Origin of the sequence: Massilia sp. Se16.2.3 (assembly GCF_014171595.1) — a bacterium.
Classification (GTDB): domain Bacteria; phylum Pseudomonadota; class Gammaproteobacteria; order Burkholderiales; family Burkholderiaceae_D; genus Telluria.
In genome coordinates, this window is record NZ_CP050451.1 from 376,627 (window position 1) to 398,536 (window position 21,910).

The 21,910-nt window shown below is 65.6% G+C and carries 23 protein-coding genes and 3 pseudogenes; 10 read left to right on the top strand and 16 right to left on the bottom strand.

Annotated features, from left to right (window positions below; translation table 11 throughout):
* Positions 1 to 199 precede the first annotated feature (199 nt).
* Positions 200 to 1,894, top strand: a complete 1,695-nt coding sequence (locus G4G31_RS01800) for an ABC transporter ATP-binding protein/permease (protein ID WP_374011337.1) — start codon at positions 200 to 202, stop codon at positions 1,892 to 1,894.
* Positions 1,895 to 2,030: 136 nt separating this feature from the next.
* Here G4G31_RS01800 and G4G31_RS28790 read toward each other — a convergent pair.
* From G4G31_RS28790 to G4G31_RS01825, 6 genes and pseudogenes are all read right to left on the bottom strand, one after another.
* Positions 2,031 to 2,270: pseudogene (locus G4G31_RS28790) on the bottom strand (hypothetical protein); the annotation flags it as partial.
* 305 nt (positions 2,271 to 2,575) lie between these two features.
* The gene (locus G4G31_RS01805; protein ID WP_182990049.1) at positions 2,576 to 3,037 is read right to left on the bottom strand and encodes a PASTA domain-containing protein; all 462 of its coding nucleotides are present in this window, start codon (positions 3,035 to 3,037) and stop codon (positions 2,576 to 2,578) included.
* A gap of 33 nt (positions 3,038 to 3,070) precedes the next feature.
* Positions 3,071 to 4,734: pseudogene (gene recN, locus G4G31_RS01810) on the bottom strand (DNA repair protein RecN).
* 143 nt (positions 4,735 to 4,877) lie between these two features.
* Positions 4,878 to 5,660 (bottom strand): NAD kinase, encoded by a 783-nt coding sequence (locus tag G4G31_RS01815; protein ID WP_182990050.1) that lies wholly within the window; start codon positions 5,658 to 5,660, stop codon positions 4,878 to 4,880.
* A pseudogene (locus G4G31_RS01820) lies at positions 5,635 to 5,749 on the bottom strand. Before G4G31_RS01820 ends, G4G31_RS01815 begins: the two are co-directional and overlap by 26 nt.
* A gap of 172 nt (positions 5,750 to 5,921) precedes the next feature.
* On the bottom strand, positions 5,922 to 6,845 hold the full coding sequence (locus tag G4G31_RS01825; RefSeq protein WP_182990051.1) for a DUF3667 domain-containing protein: 924 nt from the start codon (positions 6,843 to 6,845) through the stop codon (positions 5,922 to 5,924).
* A gap of 128 nt (positions 6,846 to 6,973) precedes the next feature.
* On the opposite strand from G4G31_RS01825, the gene G4G31_RS01830 reads away from it, so the two are divergent.
* The 4 genes from G4G31_RS01830 (at position 6,974) to G4G31_RS01845 (ending at position 9,935) form a co-directional block, all read left to right on the top strand.
* Positions 6,974 to 7,285 carry a hypothetical protein gene (locus tag G4G31_RS01830; RefSeq protein WP_182990052.1) on the top strand — a complete coding sequence of 104 codons (312 nt, stop codon included), beginning with the start codon at positions 6,974 to 6,976 and terminating at the stop codon, positions 7,283 to 7,285.
* Between the two features lie 9 nt (positions 7,286 to 7,294).
* Positions 7,295 to 7,726, top strand: coding sequence for an OsmC family protein (locus G4G31_RS01835; RefSeq protein WP_182990053.1), 432 nt, complete (start codon positions 7,295 to 7,297; stop codon positions 7,724 to 7,726).
* A gap of 271 nt (positions 7,727 to 7,997) precedes the next feature.
* Positions 7,998 to 8,411, top strand: coding sequence for a lactoylglutathione lyase (gene gloA / locus G4G31_RS01840; protein WP_182990054.1), 414 nt, complete (start codon positions 7,998 to 8,000; stop codon positions 8,409 to 8,411).
* Between the two features lie 306 nt (positions 8,412 to 8,717).
* On the top strand, positions 8,718 to 9,935 hold the full coding sequence (locus G4G31_RS01845) for a hypothetical protein (RefSeq protein ID WP_182990055.1): 1,218 nt from the start codon (positions 8,718 to 8,720) through the stop codon (positions 9,933 to 9,935).
* Positions 9,936 to 10,034: 99 nt separating this feature from the next.
* Here the strand turns inward: G4G31_RS01845 and G4G31_RS01850 are convergent, their stop codons facing one another.
* The 5 genes from G4G31_RS01850 to G4G31_RS01870 all read right to left on the bottom strand — a co-directional run bounded on the left by G4G31_RS01850 (position 10,035) and on the right by G4G31_RS01870 (position 14,221).
* A complete protein-coding gene (locus G4G31_RS01850) occupies positions 10,035 to 11,342 on the bottom strand; it encodes a TolC family outer membrane protein (RefSeq protein WP_182990056.1) in 1,308 nt (435 codons plus the stop codon).
* A 44-nt stretch (positions 11,343 to 11,386) separates the two neighbouring features.
* Positions 11,387 to 11,710 carry a rhodanese-like domain-containing protein gene (locus G4G31_RS01855; protein WP_182990057.1) on the bottom strand — a complete coding sequence of 108 codons (324 nt, stop codon included), beginning with the start codon at positions 11,708 to 11,710 and terminating at the stop codon, positions 11,387 to 11,389.
* Positions 11,711 to 11,721: 11 nt separating this feature from the next.
* Complete coding sequence (locus G4G31_RS01860) at positions 11,722 to 12,375, bottom strand: protein-L-isoaspartate O-methyltransferase (RefSeq protein WP_182990058.1); 654 nt, start codon at positions 12,373 to 12,375, stop codon at positions 11,722 to 11,724.
* A 114-nt stretch (positions 12,376 to 12,489) separates the two neighbouring features.
* Positions 12,490 to 13,239 (bottom strand): TetR/AcrR family transcriptional regulator, encoded by a 750-nt coding sequence (locus tag G4G31_RS01865; protein ID WP_182990059.1) that lies wholly within the window; start codon positions 13,237 to 13,239, stop codon positions 12,490 to 12,492.
* An 82-nt stretch (positions 13,240 to 13,321) separates the two neighbouring features.
* Complete coding sequence (locus tag G4G31_RS01870; RefSeq protein ID WP_182990060.1) at positions 13,322 to 14,221, bottom strand: SDR family oxidoreductase; 900 nt, start codon at positions 14,219 to 14,221, stop codon at positions 13,322 to 13,324.
* A gap of 148 nt (positions 14,222 to 14,369) precedes the next feature.
* Between G4G31_RS01870 and G4G31_RS01875 the strand changes: the two genes are divergently transcribed.
* A complete protein-coding gene (locus G4G31_RS01875) occupies positions 14,370 to 14,624 on the top strand; it encodes a YkgJ family cysteine cluster protein (protein WP_182990061.1) in 255 nt (84 codons plus the stop codon).
* Positions 14,625 to 14,634: 10 nt separating this feature from the next.
* On the opposite strand, the gene G4G31_RS01880 is transcribed toward G4G31_RS01875, so the two are convergent.
* The 3 genes from G4G31_RS01880 to G4G31_RS01890 are packed head-to-tail and all read right to left on the bottom strand — an operon-like array spanning position 14,635 to position 17,067.
* On the bottom strand, positions 14,635 to 15,810 hold the full coding sequence (locus G4G31_RS01880; RefSeq protein ID WP_182990062.1) for a hypothetical protein: 1,176 nt from the start codon (positions 15,808 to 15,810) through the stop codon (positions 14,635 to 14,637).
* Between the two features lie 31 nt (positions 15,811 to 15,841).
* Positions 15,842 to 16,087 (bottom strand): hypothetical protein, encoded by a 246-nt coding sequence (locus G4G31_RS01885; RefSeq protein WP_182990063.1) that lies wholly within the window; start codon positions 16,085 to 16,087, stop codon positions 15,842 to 15,844.
* A complete protein-coding gene (locus G4G31_RS01890; RefSeq protein ID WP_182990064.1) occupies positions 16,066 to 17,067 on the bottom strand; it encodes a hypothetical protein in 1,002 nt (333 codons plus the stop codon). Before G4G31_RS01890 ends, G4G31_RS01885 begins: the two co-directional genes overlap by 22 nt.
* Before the next feature lie 189 nt (positions 17,068 to 17,256).
* On the opposite strand from G4G31_RS01890, the gene G4G31_RS24905 reads away from it, so the two are divergent.
* The 4 genes from G4G31_RS24905 (at position 17,257) to G4G31_RS01905 (ending at position 21,130) form a co-directional block, all read left to right on the top strand.
* On the top strand, positions 17,257 to 18,309 hold the full coding sequence (locus G4G31_RS24905) for a DUF3857 domain-containing protein (protein WP_229425275.1): 1,053 nt from the start codon (positions 17,257 to 17,259) through the stop codon (positions 18,307 to 18,309).
* Entirely contained in the window at positions 18,219 to 19,580 is a 1,362-nt protein-coding gene (locus tag G4G31_RS01895) for a transglutaminase domain-containing protein (protein WP_374011338.1), read from the top strand. The genes G4G31_RS24905 and G4G31_RS01895 overlap by 91 nt, the downstream gene beginning before the upstream one ends.
* A gap of 77 nt (positions 19,581 to 19,657) precedes the next feature.
* Complete coding sequence (locus G4G31_RS01900) at positions 19,658 to 19,975, top strand: hypothetical protein (RefSeq protein WP_182990066.1); 318 nt, start codon at positions 19,658 to 19,660, stop codon at positions 19,973 to 19,975.
* Between the two features lie 9 nt (positions 19,976 to 19,984).
* Positions 19,985 to 21,130, top strand: a complete 1,146-nt coding sequence (locus G4G31_RS01905; RefSeq protein WP_182990067.1) for a hypothetical protein — start codon at positions 19,985 to 19,987, stop codon at positions 21,128 to 21,130.
* Positions 21,131 to 21,175: 45 nt separating this feature from the next.
* Here G4G31_RS01905 and G4G31_RS01910 read toward each other — a convergent pair whose 3' ends face one another.
* Positions 21,176 to 21,400: a hypothetical protein gene (locus G4G31_RS01910; protein WP_182991923.1), complete on the bottom strand. Its 225-nt coding sequence runs from the start codon at positions 21,398 to 21,400 to the stop codon at positions 21,176 to 21,178.
* Positions 21,401 to 21,473: 73 nt separating this feature from the next.
* On the bottom strand, positions 21,474 to 21,878 hold the full coding sequence (locus G4G31_RS01915) for a hypothetical protein (RefSeq protein WP_182990068.1): 405 nt from the start codon (positions 21,876 to 21,878) through the stop codon (positions 21,474 to 21,476).
* Positions 21,879 to 21,910 lie beyond the last annotated feature (32 nt).

Below are 21,910 nucleotides of genomic sequence, written 5' to 3' on the forward strand. Positions count from 1 at the left end.
AGGTGTGACGAGCCCTTTGTCCTAGCCTGGAAGCGATACGACCATGACCACGCCTGCCTCTGCCCCTCCCGCCGCGTTTGACGAGGCGTCCGCGCCCAGGAAACGGCGCCGTCCCGGCTTGTCCCTCGCAGCCTGGAAGCAATTCGTGCATGTCGCCAAACCGTACTGGCTGGGCGACGAAAAGAAGCGGGCCTGGCTGATGCTGATGCTCCTGATCGCGCTGATGCTGGTCGAAACCAAGCTCGCCGTCATGCTCAACGACCAGGCCGGCGAGATGACCTCGGCGCTGGCGGCCAAGGAGCGCGGCCGCTTCTGGACTTCGGTGCGCGCCTGCCTGGCCGTGCTGGCCTTCGCCGTACCCGTCTACGCCTTCTATTACTACATGCGCGACCTGTTCGCCAACCACTGGCGGCGCTGGCTGACGGGGCGCTTCCTCGACGGCTACCTGAAAGGCCGGAAATACTACGCGCTGGGCGCCGACAGCGAGCTCGATAACCCCGACCAGCGTATCAGCGAAGACATCAATACGTTTACTGGCAGGTCGATCCATTTTCTCCTGATCTTCCTTGGGTCGATCATGCAGCTGGTGGCCTTCAGTGCCGTGCTGTGGTCGATCTCGCACCTGCTGGTGGGCGTGCTGACGGTATATGCGCTGGTCGGCACGGTGATTGCCCTCTGGGTCTTCGGCAACCCGCTGATCCGGCTGAATTTCTGGCAGCTGCGGCGCGAAGCCGATTTCCGTTTCAGCCTGATGCGCCTGCGTGAAAATGCCGAGTCGATTGCCTTCTACCGCGGCGAAGCGCAGGAGCGCGCCCATATCGATAGCCGCTTCGACAAGGTGTTCAAGAATTTCGCCGAACTGATCAAGAAGCAGCGCAACCTCAACTTTTTCCAGCGTACCTTCAGCCAATTGACCCTGGTGCTGCCGGGCGTGATCCTGGCCGACGGCGTATTGTCGGGCCAGCTGGAAGTGGGCCGCGCGATCCAGGCGGCCGGCGCCTTCACCGCCGTGCTCACCGCCGTCGGCGTGATCGTCGACAATTTCGAAAGCCTGAGCCGTTTTGTCGCCGGTATCGACCGCCTGCAGGCCCTGTCGCGCCTGGTGCTGCAGGAAACCGCGCCCGAAAGCGCCGCGCTTGACACGCCGCCGCGCATCGAGAAGCGCGAGGCCGAGCACCTGGCGCTGGAAGCGCTGACCCTGCATCCGCCGCAGTCCACCCGGGTGCTGATCAAGGGACTGAGCCTGGTGCTGAAACCGGGAGATGCCCTGCTCATCACCGGCGACAGCGGCTGCGGCAAAAGCTCGCTGCTGCGCGCGATCGCGGGGCTGTGGGACACCGGCAGCGGCACCATCCACCATCCGCCGCTGGAACAATTCTTCTTCCTGCCGCAGCAACCCTACCTGCAGCACGGCACCCTGCGCAGCCAGCTGATCTACCCGAGCGCCAGCACGACCCTGAGCGACGAGGAGCTGCTGGAGATCCTGCAACAGGTGCACCTGCCGCAGCTGGCCGAACGGGTGGGCGGACTGGACGCGGAGCAGGACTGGGAAAAACTGCTCTCGGTCGGCGAGCAGCAGCGCCTGGCCTTTGGCCGCGTTCTGGTGCATACGCCTGGTATCGTCATCCTCGACGAAGCGACCAGTGCGCTCGACAGCAAGAACGAAGCCTCGCTCTACGGACGGTTGCGCGAGAACGGGACGACCCTGATCAGCATCGCGCACCGGCCGGCGGTGCTGCGCCACCATACTCACGTGCTGCATTTACTGGGGGATGGGGCGTGGGAGGTGCATGAGGCACAGGGGTATCAGTTCGATGGGGCGATGGCCGACGCACCGGCCGACGCGACCGCTGCGCAGCCGGTGGGGGCGGCGCTTGTGGTGGCAGCTGCGTAGATTGCCAGGGGTGCCAACGTCCTTGTTGCACCAGTGTTGAAACCTGCTGCTTGTACGTTGCCGCGTCAGGGGCTATGCCCTGCCGACCTTCATGGCGCATTCGGTTACACCATAAACATGCGGCAACGATGTTATCGGCAGTGTCGCGTCCGTTATCCTGTCGGGCAATAAGGTGCTCTGCTGTGCATTGCAACTGCAGAGCGAGTCGGGGTGGTATCTCGTGGACGCGACAAAACTCTTGAGGGTTCGCGGTCCAGATGGGAAATTGGCAGTAGTAGCAGAGATGGTTCTGCTGTTCGCAGGCCTGTTGGCGCAGCGTGCGTAATCGGCGTAATGCTTTTGATCTCATCGAGATGACTTGTTTTGGCAAGTGCATCCCTGCTGAGCCTAAAGCTTCACGCAGGCGCCGCCCGTAACCGGATCGGCGGTGCTCGGCTAACGCCAGAGCGGTCAGGGGTTGCTGGTCCTGAGCATTCTTACTGTAATGGGATCGGCACTTGCGCGCAAGACCCGTATGCGGCAGCGGTTAGCCACGGCACCATCGAATTTGTTCCTGCGTTACAGAGGACTCGTTCTGGAACTTAACGATGCTACCCCGCTGGCAAGCGACGTGTATCGGCTAACAATACGAGAAGCACACGTAACCGCGTGGGCACGGAGTGCCCACCCTACTTGTGTACGCTATCTATTTTCGAGCGATTTACCGATGACGTAGCCAAGGACGCCCAGCACGATGAAGAAGCCGACGAACACATTGCGGATGCGCTGCTGTTCGCGCCGGGATTGCGCCAGTAGCGCGCCGGATGCCTGCTCGGCTTCCTGCTTGAGCAGCACGTCGTCGGGATGCTGGCACACTTCGCCATTGGCGCCATAGCTTTCGAATTCCTCGCCCCGCACCCGGGCCTGCAAAGCGTTGGCGAATTCGACCAGAGGTGTCATCCCCCACTCTTCCGGATTCTTCGTCCAGAGCGCGTGGTCGTCGTGCCAGAGCTGCACGGTGCCCTCGGGTACAGTCAGGCTGAAGGTTGGCGGCGTGTCGGTGTATTCCCAGCCGAGCTCGAGTGCGGCGGCACGGGCCTCGTCGAGCGAGATCGGCAGTTGCTTGCCGTGGCTGGAGCGCAGTATCGTCAGGTGGTAACCCATGTCTCTCCCTTGCCCCAGTAAGCGCCAACTACCTCAGGACGCCAGCAATTCGCGCGCGTGCTTGCGCGTCGTTTCCGTGATCTCGATCCCGCCCAGCATGCGCGCCACTTCTTCCACGCGCGACTTGTTGTCGAGCACATCGATGCGCGAGACCGTACGGCCCTCGCCGGTCGTTCCCTTGGCCACCTGGAAGTGTTGATTCGCCTGGCTGGCCACCTGCGGCAGGTGGGTCACGCACAGCACTTGCCGTTCCTGGCCCAGGCGTTTCAAGAGACGTCCAACCACTTCGGCGACGCCGCCGCCGATGCCGCTGTCGACCTCGTCGAAGATCAGCGTCGGCGTGGTGGTCGCGTTCGAGGTAATGACGGAAATGGCCAGCGAGATACGCGCCAGTTCGCCGCCGGAAGCCACCTTCGCCAGCGGCCGTGGTGCCACGCCGGCGTGGCCGGCCACCAGGAACTCGACCTGCTCGAGGCCATGCGCGCTCGGCTCGGCCGGGTTGAGGGCGATGGCGAAACGGCCGCCGCTCATGCTCAGTTCCTGCATGGCGCTGGTGACCTGTTCGCCCAGCGTTTTGGCCGCCTTCTCGCGCCGGCTGGACAGGCGCTCGGCCACCTTGCGGTAGGCCGCTTCCGCCTTCGCTTCCCGGCGTTTCAATCCTTCGATGTCGGTGGCGTCGGCCAGCTGGCGCAGTTTTTCGGCCAGCGCGGCGTGTTCTTCCGGCAGGTCTTCGGGCGTGACGCGGTACTTGCGCGCGGCGCTGTGCAGCGCGTCCATGCGGGCGTCGACTTCGCGCAGGCGGCTCGGGTCGAGCTCGACCTTGTCGATGTAGTTGTTCAGCGCGTACACCGCTTCCTGCAGCTGGATGCGTGCCGGCTCCATGCAGTCGAGCACAGTCTGGAGTTCGGCGTCGACATCGACCAGCTTGCCCAGCTTGGTGTTGAGCGACGACAGCTGCGACAGGATCGGGTGGTCGGATTCGGAAATCGCGGCCAGCGCTTCCTGCGCGCCTTCGATCAGGCTGGCGGCATGCGACAGGCGGCTGTGCTCGTTGCTGATCTCGGTCCACTCGCCCGGTTTCGGTGCGAGCTTGTCGAGTTCGCTCACCTGCCATTCCAGCCGTTCGCGCTCGATCAGCACGTTCTTGGCATTCGTTTCGTATTCCTCGCGCTGGCGCGACAGCGCACGCCAAGCGCGGAAGGTGATGGCGACCTCTTGCGCTTCGGCAGCGGCGGCCGGGTCGCGCACGGCGATCTGGTTGTCCAGCAGGGCGCGCTGGGCATCGGCCTTCAACAGGCTCTGGTGGGCATGCTGGCCGTGGATGTCGACCAGCAGCTCGCCCAGCTCGCGCAGCTGGCCGGCGGTGGCGGCGATGCCGTTGATATAGGCCTTCGAGCGGCCGGCGTTGTCGATCACGCGGCGCAGCAGCGCCCGCCCTCCTCGCTGGCCAGCTCGTTTTGCTCCAGCCAGATTATCGCCGCCTCGGTGAGGGCGAAATCGGCGGTGATGTCGGCCTTGGCCGCGCCTTCGCGCACCATGCTCGCTTCGCCGCGGCCGCCCAGGGCCAGTTGCAGCGCGTCGATCAGGATCGATTTGCCTGCGCCCGTCTCGCCGGTGAAAACCGAGAAGCCACGGGCGAATTCGAGTTCGATGGCGTCGACGATGACGAAGTCGCGGATGGTCAGTGTGCGCAGCATGTAGAAAGGGGTCTCCGGGATCAGGATGTTTTAGAGCTTTTTGGAGCGTTCGACAAAGCATTCATGACAAGGCGCATCGTCGAAGACAGTATGGTAATACGGCGAGACGATGCAACGCAGCCATGGATGTTTTGTCGGACGCTCTACTTCAGCTTGCCGTCGTTCGATGGATACTCGTGCCAATGCAGCTTCTCGCGCAGCGTGTGGTAGTAGCTCCAGCCTTCCGGATGCAGGAAGGTAATCGTGTTCGGGGAACGCGAGATGACGATTTCGTCGCCGTGCTGCAGGCTGGCGAAAGTCTGCATGTCGAAGTTCACGGAAATGTCGCGCCCGCTGACGATTTCCACCACGATTTCGCTGGTGTCGGGCACCGCGATCGGCCGGTTCGACAGCGCGTGCGGCGCGATCGGCACCAGCACGATGCCCTGCAAACTGGGATGCAGCAGCGGCCCGCCGGCCGACAAGGCATAGGCCGTGGAACCGGTCGGCGTCGAGACGATCAGGCCGTCCGAGCGCTGGTTGTACATGAAGTGGCCATCGACCGTGACGCGCAGTTCCGCCATGCCGGCGCCGCTGCCGCGCGCCACGACCACGTCGTTCACGGCCACGCCGCAGAAAATCATGTCGTTTGCGCGCATCACACGCCCTTCGAGCAGTGTGCGCTTTTCCGCGGTGGCCTTGCCTTGCAGGATTTCGCCGAGCGCCGGCAGCATGCGGTCGACCGGGATGTCGGTAATGAATCCGAGCCGGCCGAGGTTGATGCCGATAAGGGGAATGTCGTACTTGGCCAGCTGGCGGGCGATGCCGAGCATGGTGCCGTCGCCGCCCATGACGATGGCCAGCGCCGCGCGCTCGCCGATCTCGGCCACGCTGAGCGCCTCGATGCCGGGCATGCCGAGGTGGGCCGCGGTGTCGGATTCGAACACGACGCGGTAGCCGGCCCCCTGCAGGAAACCGACGACGCGCGCCACCGGTTCTTCGATGCCGGCCGTGTTCTGCCGCACCACCAGCGCGATGATCGATTGCAGTGCGGGCGTAGCGACGGGGAGTGCGGGCATAAGGGCTCTCGGCGATGGATGGGCGAACACGCTGGAGATTAACCGATAATCCCCCCGCCTGCCACCCGGCGCCTCAACAAATACTGTACAAAATCACAGTATAGATGGCCTGGTCCGCATCCTGCAAGATCAGGCGAGGGCGCCCAGGGCAGTGACGGCCACGACGGCGAGCACCATGCTGAAGAAATGCAAGGTCATCAGGGCAATCCAGCGTAGTCCCGTCATCAGGCGCCCGCCTCCGTACACGCGGCGCATGGCCGTGGGCGTATAGAACATTAGCCACAGGGTGAGCGCGGTGCCGACGAGGGGAATGCCGGACGGCAGGATCAGGAGCAGGCTCAGCGCCAGGAAGGCAAACGCATTCGTGTGCAGCGCGAACAACAGGTGTTCGCCATAGCGCCTGCCCGAACCCAGGTACAGCAGCTTCAGGTAGGCCGCGAACAGCGGCATCAGGGCAAAGATCGCATACGGTGTGTAGCTGAAGAAGGCTTTCCTGACGGCCGCGTCCTTGTCCGTGCGCGGCAATGCCATGAATTGGCGCAGCTTGCTGCCCAGAGTGGGGTTGAGCTTGTCGACTTCGTCGAGGACTTCATTGCGACCGTCGGCGGTCGTCACCGCGGGATCGGCCGGGGCCGCCGCCGCCCTGGGCGCTTCCACCGGCGGCTTGCCCTGCGCTGCCGCTTCCGCCCGCCTGCGTCGGCGCGCGCGTGGCGCTGTCGAACTGCGCCACCGGTAGTCGCCGAACTTGTAGATCGCAAAGAAGATGATGCTGAAGCTCAGGTACAGGCGCAGCGGCTCGACATAGGGCACGCGGCGTCCCTCGATGTATTCGCGCGTCAGCCGGCCCGGCTTGAACAGCAGCATTCCGAGCGACTTCCACAGCTTGCCCTCGAGCGCCACGTAATGGGCGATGAATTCGTGCAGGAACTCGCGCGCGCTCGGCACGTGCAGGCGTGCCGGCTGGCCGCAGGTCTGGCAGAAGTTGCCGCCCAGCGGGCTGTCGCAATTCGGGCAAAAGCCGGGGGCGCGGTGCGGGTCGGTGTCGGTGTTCACGGTGGCATCAGAAAGGGAAGGGAAACCACATGTTAGCCAGTTAATTGCAAAAAAGCATCATCCAATTGCGCGACCGGGTGCGAACGGGAGGGTTAGGATTCATGCAAGGTATGCAAAAGGAGAATGCAATGGTTACCGAAACCAAAGACCGCTTCGTGAACACGAAGGCGAAAATCGAAAACGACGGCGTCAAGCGCCAGCCGCACGAGCGCGACGAGTCGCCCGACGGCCAGGATACCGAACCGCGCGGCATCATCAAGCAGGCGGCGGAAGACCTGGCGCAAGGCCTGGTCGACACCGACCTGCGCAACACCCCAGGCATCAGCGAAGCGGTCGAACCGCAGGCCGGCGCCACCGGCCAGGCCAACCCGCAACCGGACCGCCACCGCTCGATGCGCGACCACGATTCCGTCGAGCCCGTGCCGGGCAAGAATCGCTGAGGAGACGCCATGACCATCAAACGCAATGGCAGCGCCGTCTGGAGCGGCGGCCTGAAGGACGGCAAGGGCGCCGTTTCCACCGGCAGCGGCGTACTCAAGGATTCGCAATACGGCTTCAATACCCGCTTCGAGGACGGCCCCGGCACCAATCCCGAGGAACTCATCGGCGCGGCCCATGCGGGCTGCTTCACGATGGCGCTGTCGGGCCAGCTGGGCCAGGCCGGCATGACGGCGCAGGAACTGCGTACCACGGCGACGGTGTCGATGGAGAAGGTGGAGGGCGGCTTCTCGATCACCGCCGTGCACCTCGACCTGGTGGCGAAGATTCCCGGCGCCAGCCAGGAAGCCTTCGACAAGGCGGCGCAAACGGCGAAGGAAAATTGCCCGGTGTCGAAGCTGCTCAATGCCGAGATCAGCTTGACGTCGCGGCTGGAGAGCTGATCGGCCGTTTCCGATCGCCACTGCCTGGCCGACGCGTTCGGCATGCCTAGGGTGGGCGCCCCTGTGCCCACGCGGAACGAGGAACCGTGGCAGCGCCAACTCTGTGCGCTGACGCCTGCCAACAAAATGCGCGCTTCCGCGTGGGCACGGGGCGCCCACCCTACGCCCCTCCCATCCCCACGCACACAGACTCCCCCACCAGTGCGTCCGGCAGGAATCCCGGCAAGCGCATAAAATTCCGGCTTTCACGCCCATCAAGAAAGACATACCCATGCGCATCCTTCACACCATGCTCCGCGTCGGCGACCTGCAGCGCTCGATCGATTTCTACACGAAGGTGCTCGGCATGAAACTGCTGCGTACCAGCGACAATCCCGAGTACAAGTACAAGCTGGCCTTCCTCGGCTACGGCAGCAATCCGGACCACGCCGAACTCGAGCTGACCTACAACTACGGTACCGACAGCTACGACATGGGCACCGCCTACGGCCACATCGCCATCTCGGCCGACGACATCTACGCCACCTGCGACGCCGTGCGCGCCGCCGGCGGCAACATCACGCGCGAGCCGGGCCCGGTCAAGGGCGGCAGCACCGTGATTGCTTTCGTGACCGATCCGGATGGCTACAAGATCGAGTTCATCCAGCGCAAGGACCACGAAGGCGGTGCCGGCCTGAGCAACTAAGGCCGGGAAACTGATGCCCTCCGCAGCCGCAACCCCGGCTGCGCCCCCTCCTCGCTTGCATTCCGGGCAACAAAATGCAGGTTCGTCGAGCCCGCGCGCCTGCCCGTTCCAAGGCAGGGTCAGCAAACCCGGTGCGATATCGGCGCCCTTCCCTACCCGTCCGCATTTTTCTTCCAGGAACGTAAACCGCGTTCTTGCCACCACTCAACTCATCCGTTTGACAGGGATTAAGCAAACTCATCTTTGACTGAACCCGACCGCGCCTGCGTCCTAGACTGGATCGTGAACCCGTCAATGGAGGCAAGCATGTTCACATCTCATTCGGTAAAGATTTCCCGGCGCGGCCTGTGCACGGCGGCGGCGGCGCTGACCCTGCTGGGCGGCTGCGGCGGTGGCGGTGGCGGCGATGGCTATCCAGCACCGCCGCCTCCTGCTCCCGTCAGCCATGGACCGCTCTATGATTTCACGCCGCTCGGCCTGCCCGGCATCGTCTATGGCGACGTCGGCCGCCGGGGCATCGCCAACGGCGGCCGGGTCGCCGGCACGTCGTGGGATGCCGCCGGCAACACGCGCGCCTTCCTCTACGACGGCAAGAAAAACATCGACCTGGGCACCTTCGGGGGCAGCGGCGCGCGTGCGTTCTCGGTGAACCGTTGCGGCCAGGTGGCCGGCTGGGCGCAGGCGGCGGGCGAGGTGCCGCGCGCCTTCTTCTACAACGGCAGCTTGCACGACCTGGGCACGCTGGGCGGCGCCGATTCCTACGGCAACGTCATCAGCACCTGCGGCAAGGTGGCGGGCTGGGCCGCAACAAGCGCCGGCCAGTGGCATGCCTTCTACCACGACGGCAGCGCCATGCGCGACCTCGGCACCTTCGGCGGCGGCAGTTCCTTCGCGCTGGCGATCAATTCCTCGGGCCAGGTGGCCGGTTATGCCTACGGACCGGGCGACGCCTGGTACCACGCCTTCCTCTACGATGCCCGCAGCGGCGCGCCGATCCAGGACATCGGTTCGCTCAGCGTCAGTTCGCTGGCGCAGGATATCAACGAGGCCGGGCAGGTCGCCGGCTACTCGCGCGATGCCGACGGCGTGCTGCGCGCCTTCCGTTATTCAGGCGGCATGCTGCAGGACCTGGGCCTGCCGCCGGGCGCCCGAGGCTCGGAAGGACGGGCGCTCAATGCCGCCGGCCATGTGGTGGGCTACGTCTACTACCCCGACAACCGCATCGTCGCCTTCATCCACGACGGCAGCAGCATCCGCGAACTCGGCACGCTGGGCGGCAGCCGGTTTTCGGACGCGGTGGCGATCAATGCTTCGGGACTGGTGGTGGGCTCGTCGGTGCAGCAGAAAGCCGGTGTCGAGCACGCCTTCGCCTGGACGGCGAGTTACGGCATGGTCGACCTCAATGCGCGCGTCAAAGACTTGCCGAAGGACGTGGTGCTGGTGGCGGGGCTGGCGGTGGCCGACGATGGTGCCATCGTGGTGCGCACCAATGGCGGCCTCGGCCTGCTGCGGCCGCGCAAATAGATCCTCGTATCGACGATGAAAAACGGCGCCGCTGGATTCCTCCGCGGCGCCGTCATTTATTTGCACTTATTGCAATTTATGCAAATATTCTTTGCATGCTCATTTCTGCAGCAGGTTATTTACCGGCACCAGGTCCGCTTCGCGCAGCGAGCCCGAGGCCGCCTTCAGGCGCAGGCCGTTCAGGATGGTGTTGTAGCGTGCGCGCGCCAGGTCGGTGCGGGTGGAGTACAGCTGGCGCTGGGCATTCAGGACGTCGATGTTGATGCGCACGCCGACCTGGTAGCCGAGCTTGTTCGATTCCAGCGCCGACTGGCTCGACACTTCCGCCGCCTGCAGCGCCTTGACCTGGGCCAGGCCGCTGTTCACGCCGAGGAAGGCCTGGCGCGCCTGTAGCGCGGCATTGCGCCTGGTCGCTTCCAGGTCGTTGCGGGCGCGGTCTTCCGGGGCGATCGCTTCACGCACGCGGCTGGTGACGGCAAAGCCGCTGAAGATCGGCACGGACCAGCTCACGCCGACCGAATTGCCGCGGTTTTCGATCGCGCCGACATTGGTACGCGTTTTATCACGCGAGCTGCCGGCGACCAGGTCGAGCGTGGGCAGGTGGGCGGCGCGGTTGCGCGAAATCTCGCGCTTGGCCGACTCCAGCGCAAACTGCTGCGCCGTGACGCCGTAGTTCTGGGTTTCCGCCGACGACACCCACTGGTCAACAGTCGCCGGTTGCGGCGGCGCCAGCGTGACACCGGCCTGCAGCGGTGCCAGCACGCCCGGCTCGGCGCCGATGATCGCCTGCAGCGCGCTGCGCTTGTTGTCCAGGTCGTTCACGGCGGCGAATTCCTGCGCCACCACCAGGTCGTACGCGGCCTGCGCCTCGTGGGTATCGGTGATGGTCTGGGTACCGACTTCGAAGTTGCGTTTGGCCGAGGCCAGCTGCTCGGTCACGGCGCTCTTTTGCGCGCGGGTCGATTCCAGCGTGTCCTGGGCCGACAGCACGTCGAAATAGGCTTGCGCCACGCGCGTGATCAGGTCCTGCTGGGCCTGCGCGAACTGGGCTTCGGCAATCGCCTGCGCCAGCTTGCTCTGTTCGTAGCTCTGCCAGCGGTCCCAGCGGAACAGCGGCTGGATGAGGCTCAGCGAATACTTGTTGATGCGCACGTCCGAGGCGCCCGGCACGCCCGGCTCGTCCTCGCCATCGGCGCGCGTGTAGGAACCCGACAGGCCCACGATCGGCAGCAGCCCCGCCCGCCCCCGGGGTACGCGTTCCCGCCCGGCTGCGAGCGAAGCGCGCGCGCTGGCAAAGGTGGCGTCGTTGGCCAGGGCCTGCTGGTACACCTGGAGCAGGTCGATCGCGTGCGCATCGAGCGACACGAAAGCGCTGGCCAGCAGCATGGCGATGAGGGGTTTCTGCATTATGGTCTCCGTCGGAGTCTTCTAAGTGAGAGAAAAAACGCAGGTCAGTACTTCGGCATCGCCGGATCGACCTGCATGGCCCAGGCGTGTATTCCGCCTGTCAAATTCGTTACGTTCTCGAATCCGTTACGCTCGAGGAAAGCGGCCACCTGCATGCTGCGCGCACCGTGGTGGCAGATGCAGACGATCTCGCGGTCGTCCGCGAGTTCGCCGGCACGGATCGGAATCAGGTGCATCGGGATCTGGGTCGAGCCTTCGATGTGGCAGGTCTCGAATTCCCAGTTCTCGCGCACGTCCAGCAGCAGCGGGCGCTCGCCCGCCGGATCGGCCAGGCGGGCGGCCAGCTCTGGCGCGGTGATGTGCTGCATGGCCTTGTCCTTCAGAAGGTGAAGCGCGAGACCGCCGGAGCGCCCGTCAGCGGCTTGACGTTGGTCTCGAACAGCTTGACCGTGTCGTAGCCGGTGTCGGAGACGCGGGTGACGATTTCGCAGCTCAGCGCCGGCGCCTGGCCAACGAAAGCGGCGATGCGGCCGCCCACTTTGACCTGCTGCAGCAAGGCTTGCGGGATGCTTTCGACGCCGCCCGAGAGCACGATCACGTCAAACGGGCCGCCCTGCTGCCAGCCGGTTGCCGCATTGCCTTCGGCGACCGTTACGTTCGCGATGCCGGCGCGGGCAATGTTCTGTTCGGCGAGCTTCCTGATTTCCGGCGAAATTTCCACCGTCGTCACGTGCTGCGCCTTGTGCGCCATCAGCGCGGCCATGTAGCCGGAACCGGCACCGATTTCCAGCACTTTCTCGTTCTTTTGCAGGCGCAGTTCCTGCAGCAGGCGCGCTTCGATCTTCGGGTTGAACATGGCTTCGCCGCCCGGCAGCGGAATCTCGACGTCGGCAAAGGCCAGGTTCTGGTAAGCCTGCGGCACGAAGGCTTCGCGCTTGACCACGTGCAGCAGGTCGAGCACGTCCTGGTCCAGCACGTTCCACGGGCGGATCTGCTGTTCGATCATGTTGAAACGGGCTTGTTCGATATTCATCTTAATACTCGGTGGAAAAAGAAATAATCCCGTATTTTATCGTTGATCGGCTACTGGACGCACATCTTATCGGGATGGCATCCCAGCCGCGCGAAATTGCGACAGTCTGCAGTTTCAGGGGGGTGAACGCCTCGATTCCGGCGCGAGTGCAGCGCAAGCGGGTTGGCGGGAGGGCGGCAGGACGGCGTGGCGGGCGCGCGCCGGCCTCATGCCGCAGCCGGCGCGGACCGGGGGCGGCAACAGGCCGTGCAGCGCCATGTCGAAGAAGGTGTCGAGGAAGGCCAGCGGTTCGAGGGCGCCCTGCTCGCAGGGACCGACCGAATGCTTCCAGGTGACGAGCATGAGCATGGGCGCGATCAGCACCTGCGTCATTTGCGTGACGTTGATCGGCCGGAATTCGCCACGGGCGATGCCGCGCTCGAGCATGCTGGAAATCATGCGGGTGCCGCGGTTGATGACTTCATCCTGGTAGAACTGGGCCAGCTCGGGGAAATTTCCGGCCTCGGCCGTGACCAGCTTGACGATGCCCGAGACTTTATTGGCGCCGATGCGGTTCCACCAGTCGATCATCACCTTGCGCATCAGGTCGGCACTGTGGCCGTCGAATTCGGCCACCGAGGATTCCGCTTCGCCGATCACGGGCACGATGCTGGTGCGCACCACTGCCTTGAACAATTCTTCCTTGTTCTCGAAGTACAGGTAGAGGGTGCCTTTCGAGACGCCGGCGCGGCGCGCCACATCTTCCAGCCGGGTCGAGGCAAAACCCCGTTCGACGAACAGGTCGATGGCCGCCGCCAGCAGCTCTTGCGGACGCGCATCCTTGCGGCGCTCCCAGCGCGGCTTGGTGTCAAGTGGGCATTCCATGATTCTGTCCGACAACTTACCAATGAGTCATCGAATATAGACCCGGGCTCAGGGGTAGTCAAGCACGGCGCATAGGTATGTTTTACCGCCCCTTGCCGTTGCCGCAACCGTAGATGCGCCCTTCCGCCTTCGGCTTGTAGAGCGATCCTTCGCGGTCGCGCGCGGGGGCGTCGGTCTGCTGGCGCGGCACCTGCAGCACCGACAGCACATCGACCACGCCCGGCATCAGCTTTTCCATCGCCACGTCCAGGCTGGCCATTACACCCACTTTCAGGCTGCGGGTCGGCGTCGTGGCCGCCTGCAGGATCGCGCCGGCGACCTGGTGCGGATCGATCTGCGGCGCCGGCAGCTTCGGCTCGTGCGCCAGGTAGTTGCGCGCATGCTGGGGCAGCGGCGTGTCGACCGCGGTCGGCTCGATCAGGGTGATCGATACCGGCGCCCCGTCCATGTGCGCGATCTCGATGCGCAGTGCGTCGGTGAACCCTTTGACGGCATGCTTGCTGGCCGAGTACATGCCCTGCAGCGGAATGGCCAGTTCCGACGCTTCGCTGCCGACGTTGATCAAGGCCCCGCCCGTCATGCGCAGGTGCGGCAGCGCCGCCAGCGAGCCATTGACCATGCCCCAGAAATTGATGTCGAACAGGCGCCGGCTGTCCGCTTCCAGCACCTCGTCCAGTCGCCCATAGATCGTGCAGCCGGCGCAGTTGACCCAGGTATCGATGCGGCCGAAGCGGGCGACCGCCTGCTGCGCCACGTGATCGACCTGGCTGCGTTCGGACACGTCGGCCACGACGTGGATCGCCTCGACGCCACTGCTTGCCAGGCTCTCCACGACCGCCGCCAGCACGTCGCCGCTGCGCGCCACCAGCACCAGCTTCGCGCCGCGCCGGGCGGCATCGTGGGCGGTGGCAAGGCCGATGCCGCTGGAGGCGCCGGTGATCACCATCACTTGCTGGTCGAGGGGTTTGAGGGAACTTGCCATGCCGGGCTCCTGATGCGATATGGGTGGACTTCACGATAGCAGGATCGCCAACGGCCGAGCGCCCGGCACGTTGCATGGACCGCGGCCTCCGGACGGCGCTATACTGCACGGCTCACGCTTTCGCGCGGTCTCCTGCCCGCAACCATCCATGAACTGCCGCGACCATTGCGGTGCCTGCTGCACCGCGCCTTCCATCACCAGCCCGATTCCCGGCATGCCGGACGGTAAGCCGGCCGGCATACGCTGCGTGCAGCTGGGCGACGACAACCGCTGCCGCATCTTCGGCCAGCCCGAGCGGCCGGCCGTGTGCGGCGGCCTGCAGCCTTCGCTGGAGATGTGCGGCGACAGTCGCGAGCAGGCGATGCAGTGGCTCGATGCGCTGGAACGCGCTACCGCACCTTAGAGAAAAACGCTCAGGGATTGGGCAGCAGCGCGGCCAGGGTGTCGTCGAAATCCGGACCGAGATCGAGCAGGCTGACGACGCGCGCGCTCCCGGTCAGGCCGAGCAGCCTTTCCAACTTGTCGCGGTAGGACACGAGCAGGGCCTCGCGGATTTCGTTGCCGGCGAAGTGCAGCCCGTTCTCGCCGCTTTCGAGTGTATAGATGCCGGTCCTGGTGCCCAGGATGCAGGTTGGCATGCCCGAAGCGTCGAGCGGGAACTTCAGCAGGCGCACCGATTGCTCGGGGAAGCGCCTGGCGAACATCGTGTCGAACAGCCAGGGGCGGATGCCCTCGCGGATGATCGTGCGGCGTGCGCGCATCTCCGGCGTCGGCGGCGACGCCGGATCGTCGGGGATGCCGGACAGCGTGTCCAGCGATTGCGCGAGGCCCGCCACGGGCACCAGGAAGTGCACCGGATAGCCGCAGCGCAGATACAGCAGCATCTGCAGCAATGCGTAATGCCGGCCCAGCTCGTGCACGGATCCGGGCGTGACATAGGTGCTGTCGTGGTAGGTCAAGGCCTCCCTCAGCAGGACCAGCGGCGTATAGCTGAGCACCAGGATGGCCGCCGACTTGCCGTCTTCCTCGGGGAACAGCGTAGCCTGGGCGCTCCCGGGACCCTGCTGCGCCATCCAGTGGCGCGCCAGCCGGTAGACGTCGCCGATGTATTTGGCAATGCAGCCGCCCGATGGAAACCCGCCGCGGTAGTCGGCCAGGCGCCGCACCTTTTCCCAGGGGTGGATGAAGGGCAGGCCCAGGAAATACAGGCCGAGCCAGGCGGCGGTAAGGTGTTCCATCAGCAGCTCGTCGCGCCGGGTGCGCCGGTCGACGGGGCTCAGCGCCCGCTGTTCGTGCTCGCCCAGCACGCGGTCGCAACCCTGCAGGAAACGCTCCATCTGCGCGTTGGCCGAGCCGCTGCGGCGCCCGCTGTCGGCCATGCGCGGCACGTCCAGCAGTTCGACGGCATAGGCCAGGATACGCTTGATCATGGCCGGGTAGCCGCTACCGATGGCGCCCCTTATCGCCAGCGGCAGTTCCCACAGCTTCGCCCCCGGCTTGACGAGTTCGGCGGAAACGACGCGGTTGATGTCGCGGATATCGGCCCAGAAGCGCGACGCCAGCGGCGCCGCTTCGCCCACGGTCGCCATCAGAGCACCTCGCCGAGCAGGTATTTCAGCTTCAGGCATTTCGGATCGGTCCAGGCGGCGACAAAGCCGCGTCCCTGCGCAGGCGGCGCGTCAGCAATTCCTCGAACACGGCCGTGCACAGGCGCTCCGCGGTCGTTTCGCTGAGCAGCACCGAGCGGTTCATGCGCTGGTCGACATCGTCGGCGGGGGCGAGCAGGAAATCCGGCTTCGGTTCGTTCAGGTAATCGCGCATGCCGAGCTCGACGAGGATGTTCGTCAGCGGCAGGACTTCCACCATTCGGCATCGATGTCGAAGATGCGGATCACGGCATCGACCCGGTTGCGCGCCTTGCCGTACAGGTCATAGACCTCCTTGCGCCATTCGTTCAGGCCATCGGCATCGAGCACGATGCCCATCGTCTGCTTCAGGTCGTCGGTCCGGGCCTTGAGCTCGTGCTCGGTTTCGGTCAGGCCCCCATAGTGTTCGGCCGCGACAAAAATGGCGGCCAGCGCCATGACGAAGACCGCGGGCTCGTAGGCCGCATGCATGGCCACGGCGAAGCACAGGGCCGGCAACAGGGAAACGATGACGAGCAGCGCCTTGATCAAGGAGGGCACGGGGCGAAAGGCCGGACGCTCGCGCCAGCGCTGGCGGACATGGACATTGGCCGTGCCGGGCTGGCTCCCGGCGCGCAGTTCGTCCCGCAATTCGTCCCGCAGTTCGTCCAACTGCTGCCGGTAGCGCGTGGCATCGAAGGGCGGGCGGAAGCTGCGCCACCTGGCGAAGGCCTGCTTCAATTCATTCGACAGCAGGAAGGTATGGAACCACAGCCAGGAAATGGCCACGACCACCAGCACCTTGAGCAGCGAATCTTCCAGCGTCTGCGCGGGATGCATGCGCAGCTCGACGCTGCTGCGCAATTGGGCGATGTCGGTGTCCAGCACGCGAACCCATCCCTGCAGGCTGTCGAGCGAAGCCGGGCCCTCGCCGCCTGGAGCGGCCTGTGCATGGCTTTCCGTGCCGTGCTGCCCCGGGTCGGGCTCGCGGATCGCGTCCCATGCCTGCCCCGCCTTGTCGAGGTCGATGTCCGCCAGCATCGCCTTGGCGGCGCAGTGGAGGTTATGGCCGCAGTTACCCGCATGTGCCGGCTCGGTGTTGTAGCCCTGGCAATAGTTCAGCGCCAGGAAGCTCGACACCAGCCACAGCAGGATATACAAGGCCAGCGAAAAACAGGTCTTCCAGATCCAGAAACCGGCTTGGGCAGTGGAGCCGTGCATGGCGCACCTCGTGGAGTCTCGGCCGGCCGCACTCGTCGAACGAACCTTTTTAGATCGCGGCGGCGATGGTGGGTTCCGAGTGCTCAGGTGGGGCGATGACAACTGGGGCCCAGCTGCCCGTAAAATATTCTTTGTAAGAAATCTTGCCTCCGTGATATCTTCGTTCCTCCCGCCCTTTCCGAACCCGTCATGCTCCGCCCCCGCTTCCTGCGCCTGGCCCTTTTCGCGCTGTTCCTGATGATGTGCACCTTGCGGGCGGAGGCCGATACCGCCAGCCGCCGCGCCGAGCAGGCATTCGTTCGCCATGCACCCGTACCGGCCTGGGTGCTGCCGTCGCCGGCGCTGCCGGAGGCCATCGACGCCCCCTTCAGCGTGCGCCTGAACGACGTGCAACTGCGCCTCGACGCGCAGCCGGCAAGTTACGTGCACCGCGCCCTGGTCGCGCGCGACATGGGCTCGCTGCAACAGGTGGCCAACATCGAACTGAGCTTCCAGCCCGAATACGAAGTGCTGCAGATGCACCAGCTGCTGGTGCACCGCGACGGCCGTACCGAGGACCGGCTGGGTAGCGCGGACATCCGCTTCCTCCAGCGCGAGCGCGGCCTGGAGCAAGGCATGTACTCCGGCAGCGTCACGGTCGCCATCGTGATGCCCGACCTGCGCGTCGGCGACACGCTCGAAATCGCCTATACGACGACCGGCGCCAATCCCGTGTTCGAAAACCGCTACATGGATGCCGCCCAGTGGGATGCGCCGTTTCCGGTCGCGTACCGCCGCGTCGTGCTCGACACGCCTGAGGGCCGGCCTGTCGGCCATCGCCTGATCGGCCCCGCCGGCGGCACGCTGCCGGTGGTGAGCGAGCAGCGCCGCGACGGCCGCCTGCTGCGCGTGTTCGAGGGCCGCAAGCTGCCTGCCACGCTGTTTGACGCCGGTGCGCCGCGCGATGTCCAGGCAGCGCGCTGGCTGCAGTTTTCCGAATACGCCAGCTGGAGCGATGTCAATGCCGGGCGCTGCGCCTGTTCCAGGCCGGCGCACCTGGCAAGGCCCTCGACACCGCGCTCGCGCCGGCCCGCGCCGCGCCCACGCTTGACGCCGCAGCCATGCGCGCGCTCGAGTTCGTGCAGAACGACATCCGCTACCTGTCGCTGTCGCTGGGCGAGAACTCGCACCGCCCGGCCCCGCCCGCCGAGGTGCTGGCACGCCGCTACGGCGACTGCAAGGACAAGTCGCTGCTGCTGGTGACGATGCTGCGCGCGCTCGGCCTGGAAGCCGATCCGGTGCTGGTATCGGTGGCGCTGCACAAGAACATGGGCCAGTACCTGCCCAGCCCGATGCTGTTCGACCACGCCATCGTGCGCCTGGCGATCGGCGGCCGCACCTATTTCCTCGACCCGACGCGCCAGGGCCAGCACGGGCAGCTGGCGCGGCTCGGCCAGCCGCTGGCGGGTGCCGAGGTGCTGGTGGTGCACCCGGGCAGCGCCGGGCTCGACGGCATCGCCTACCCGCCGGCGCCGGAGCGCCAGCGCCGTAGCGAACAGGTGACGGTGACGGCGATGGACGCGCCGGCCAGCCTGCTCGTACGCAGCGAGTACAGCGGCGCGGGCGCCGAAACGCTGCGTGCCAACTCGGCGATGGCGACCCAGGCGGAGATGAAGAAATCGCTGGGCGATGCGATGGCGCGGCGCTATCCGGAAGCGCAGCTGGTGGGCGACGTGGTGCTGCGCGACGACCGCGAACGCAACGTGATGGTGCTCGAGTCGCAGTTCACGGTGCCGCGCATGTTCAGCGAAAGCGCCACCGCCTGGACCGTGGACTACAACGCCGTCAACATGGCCGACCTCCTCCAGGTGCCCGGCGCCGGGCAGCGCAGCGCGCCCCTGACCGTGCCGGGCTATCCCTACGCCGTCGACTACGAAATGACGCTGCGCCTGCCGGAAAGCTTCGCCATGCGCGAGGACAGCGAGAGCAGGACGGTCGCCGACCCGGCCTTCAACGGTACCCGCAAGATCACGCTCGGCAAGCGCGGCCTGAAGCTGGAACTGCAGCTGAACCTGCTGGCCGATCGGATCGAGGCCGCGCGCACCGTCGAATTCAGCCGCAAGCTGCAGGCCTGGGACATGCAGCGCGCCGGCACGCTGCGGGTGTTCAAGGCCGACATGCAGGGAACGCCGGTTGCGCCGCCGAACGAGGAAGCGCGCCAGCGTGCCGCGCTCGTGAAGCTCGACCAGGCGGTGCAGGACGCCGAGCGCAGCGGCCGCGAACCGGGCCGCGCCCTGTGCGAGCGTGCCCGCGTGCGCGCCCATCTGGGCCAGGCGCAAGACGCCATCAAGGATGCGACCAGGGCCGTCAAATTGCAGGACCAGGCCGATGGGCTGCTGGCCTGCCGCGCCGAAGTCTATCTGCTGACCGGGCGCGTGGCCGAGGCGAAAGCCGATTTTACCCGCGTGATCGCGCGCGGCCAGGGCGAACCCGCGACCTGGTTCCCGGGCGCGGCCTGGCCAACCTGTACCTGAACCAGCCGACCCAGGCGCTGGCCGACTTTCGCGAAGCCGGCCGCGCCACCGACGAAGGCGAACGCCTGAGCGCCACCGTGATGCAGGCCAGTCTCGGCACGGCGCCGGCGGCGCCAGGCTCCGTCGAGGATGGCGAGAACGCCTGGCTGCCCGTCGCCCTCGACATGTTCGCCGGCAGGGCTACGCCCGAGCACATGCTCAGCATCGTGGCCCGGGGGCCGCGCGCCGGCGCCGATGCACGCCTGACCGCTGCCTATTACTTTGCCGGACGCTATCTGCGCATGAAAAACCCGGTCAAGGCGCGCGCCTTTTTCCAGCGCGCCGCCGACAAGGGCGCAGTGGCCAGCCTTTATTATCACGCGGCACGCATCGAGCTCGGCCGCCCGCAACCGTAAGGATTCACCATGACCAAGTTGGTCCGTCTCGCACACATCGTCCTCGCACTCGCGCTGCCGCTGGCCGCTGGCGCCGCGCCCGCGGCACCGCAGCGTTCCGAGGGCGCGGCGCCAGGTACCGGTTCCGCTTATGCGGCCGATATCGGCGTCTTCCTCGAATCGGTGCACTGGTACGAGCGTGGGGTCAAGTCGATCCCGCTCCCGAGCGAAACCTACCAGCGCGAGTTCCTGCAGGCCTTGCTGGCGTCAATGACGCCGGCCCAGTTCTACGCGAAGGCGGCGCCGGCGATGGCACGCTACATCACGCCTGCCCAGGCCGCGACGCTGAGTGCGATGGCACGCAAGCGTCCCGTGCCGCTGGGCCAGCAACAGGCCGCCATGCAAGCCTACTGGACCATGGAAAAGAAGATAGGGCCGGAGCTGGGACCCGTGTGGCGCGAGCTGGGCACCGCCTTCACGCAGCGGATGGAAGCGCGTGCCGTCGCCGAGGTCCGGCGCGCCGTCGCCGAGCTGGCGGAAAACCGCGGTACGCCGTACATGCCCAAGCTGAACAAGGTGGGCCTGCCCTACCTGGACCGCCTGACGGGACTGACCGTCCACCAGGTCAGGGAACAAATGATCGCCTCCGACACGATGTCCCATGGGTGCAGGGACGCGGGCATGGAAACGGCGCTGCGTGCCGCCAACCTGTTGGCCAAGGACGGCATTGCCGCGGCGCGGCAGGCGCTCGACGGCTGCGAACGTGCCCTGGAGACGATGGAAAAGAGCAGCGAGCGCGCGTTCAACGGGATGCGCGCCGACCTGCTGGCCCTGAACCTCCCGCCGAATGCCCTGGCGGGCATGCTCGACAAGCAGGGACGCGAATTCTATGATTTCGGCCTCAAATACGGTGAATTGACGCGCCAACTGCTGACGGCGCACCGGCGCATGGTCGGTCTGGTCGAAAGCAGGCACGCCACGGTGCAGCTGGACGGCGACCAGTTGGCGTTCGAGTCCGAAGCCGACGTGGCCGAGTTCAACCGCAATCTCGGCGAAGTCAATGGACTGGGAAAGACAATCAACGACCTGATCTACCAGCAGCGCCAGAAAGGCGCCCTGCGCAACATGGACCTGGGCGACGACATCACCCCCGCAACGCCGACACAGGGAAGCTAACGGTCCGGCGATCCGGCGGTCCGGCGGTCCAGCGTCCGGCGGTTTTCAGCTGCGTTCGTCCTTGTCCGCAGGGCCCTCGCCGATCCGCGGCAACTCGCTTGGCAGGCGCAGCCGTTTCTTCTTCTTGACCGTGGTCGAGATCTCCTGCGCCGGCTTGGTCGCGGGCGGGGGCGCGACGGGCAAGGGGAAGCCGAGGAAGGCCATGACGAAGAGGATCGGCAGCAGCAGATAGAAAAGCGGCCGCCGCCAGTTGAGTTCGTTTTTCAGCATGCCCGATAGATAAGCACGGGCACCGTCAATACAAGATGGTTGTATTAATTATTTGCAACGGCAGCGCAAGGGCTTACTTGGCGGCCCTGGGCGGGCGGCTCTGGATATACGCGAACAGGGCGCCCAGCGTCATGCGCTCGTCCCAGGTGTCCGGCGCCACGCCATAGCGGGCGCGCAGCTCGGCGGACAGAATTTCCAGTTCCAGCGCATCGGCCATCCACTTCGACGGATGCAGGGCGCGATAAATGCCCAGCAACTGGTCGTCGGGACGGAACTTCAGCTGGTCGATGTCGCGGAATGCGAAGGCATCGGTGAACAGGGAGAGGAATTCGCGGATTTGCTTCTTGGAAGCGGCAGGGAAAGCCCTGCGCCAGAGGCGGCCCTGGCAAGTGCGGGCACGGAAGGGGTTGGGGATGCTTCCTTTCGAGAGGACGGACCAGGCGACCGCCAGCAAGAGCAGGATTGCAACAATACTCATCGTCGTATGGCAGCGTTACTCATGCGGACGAG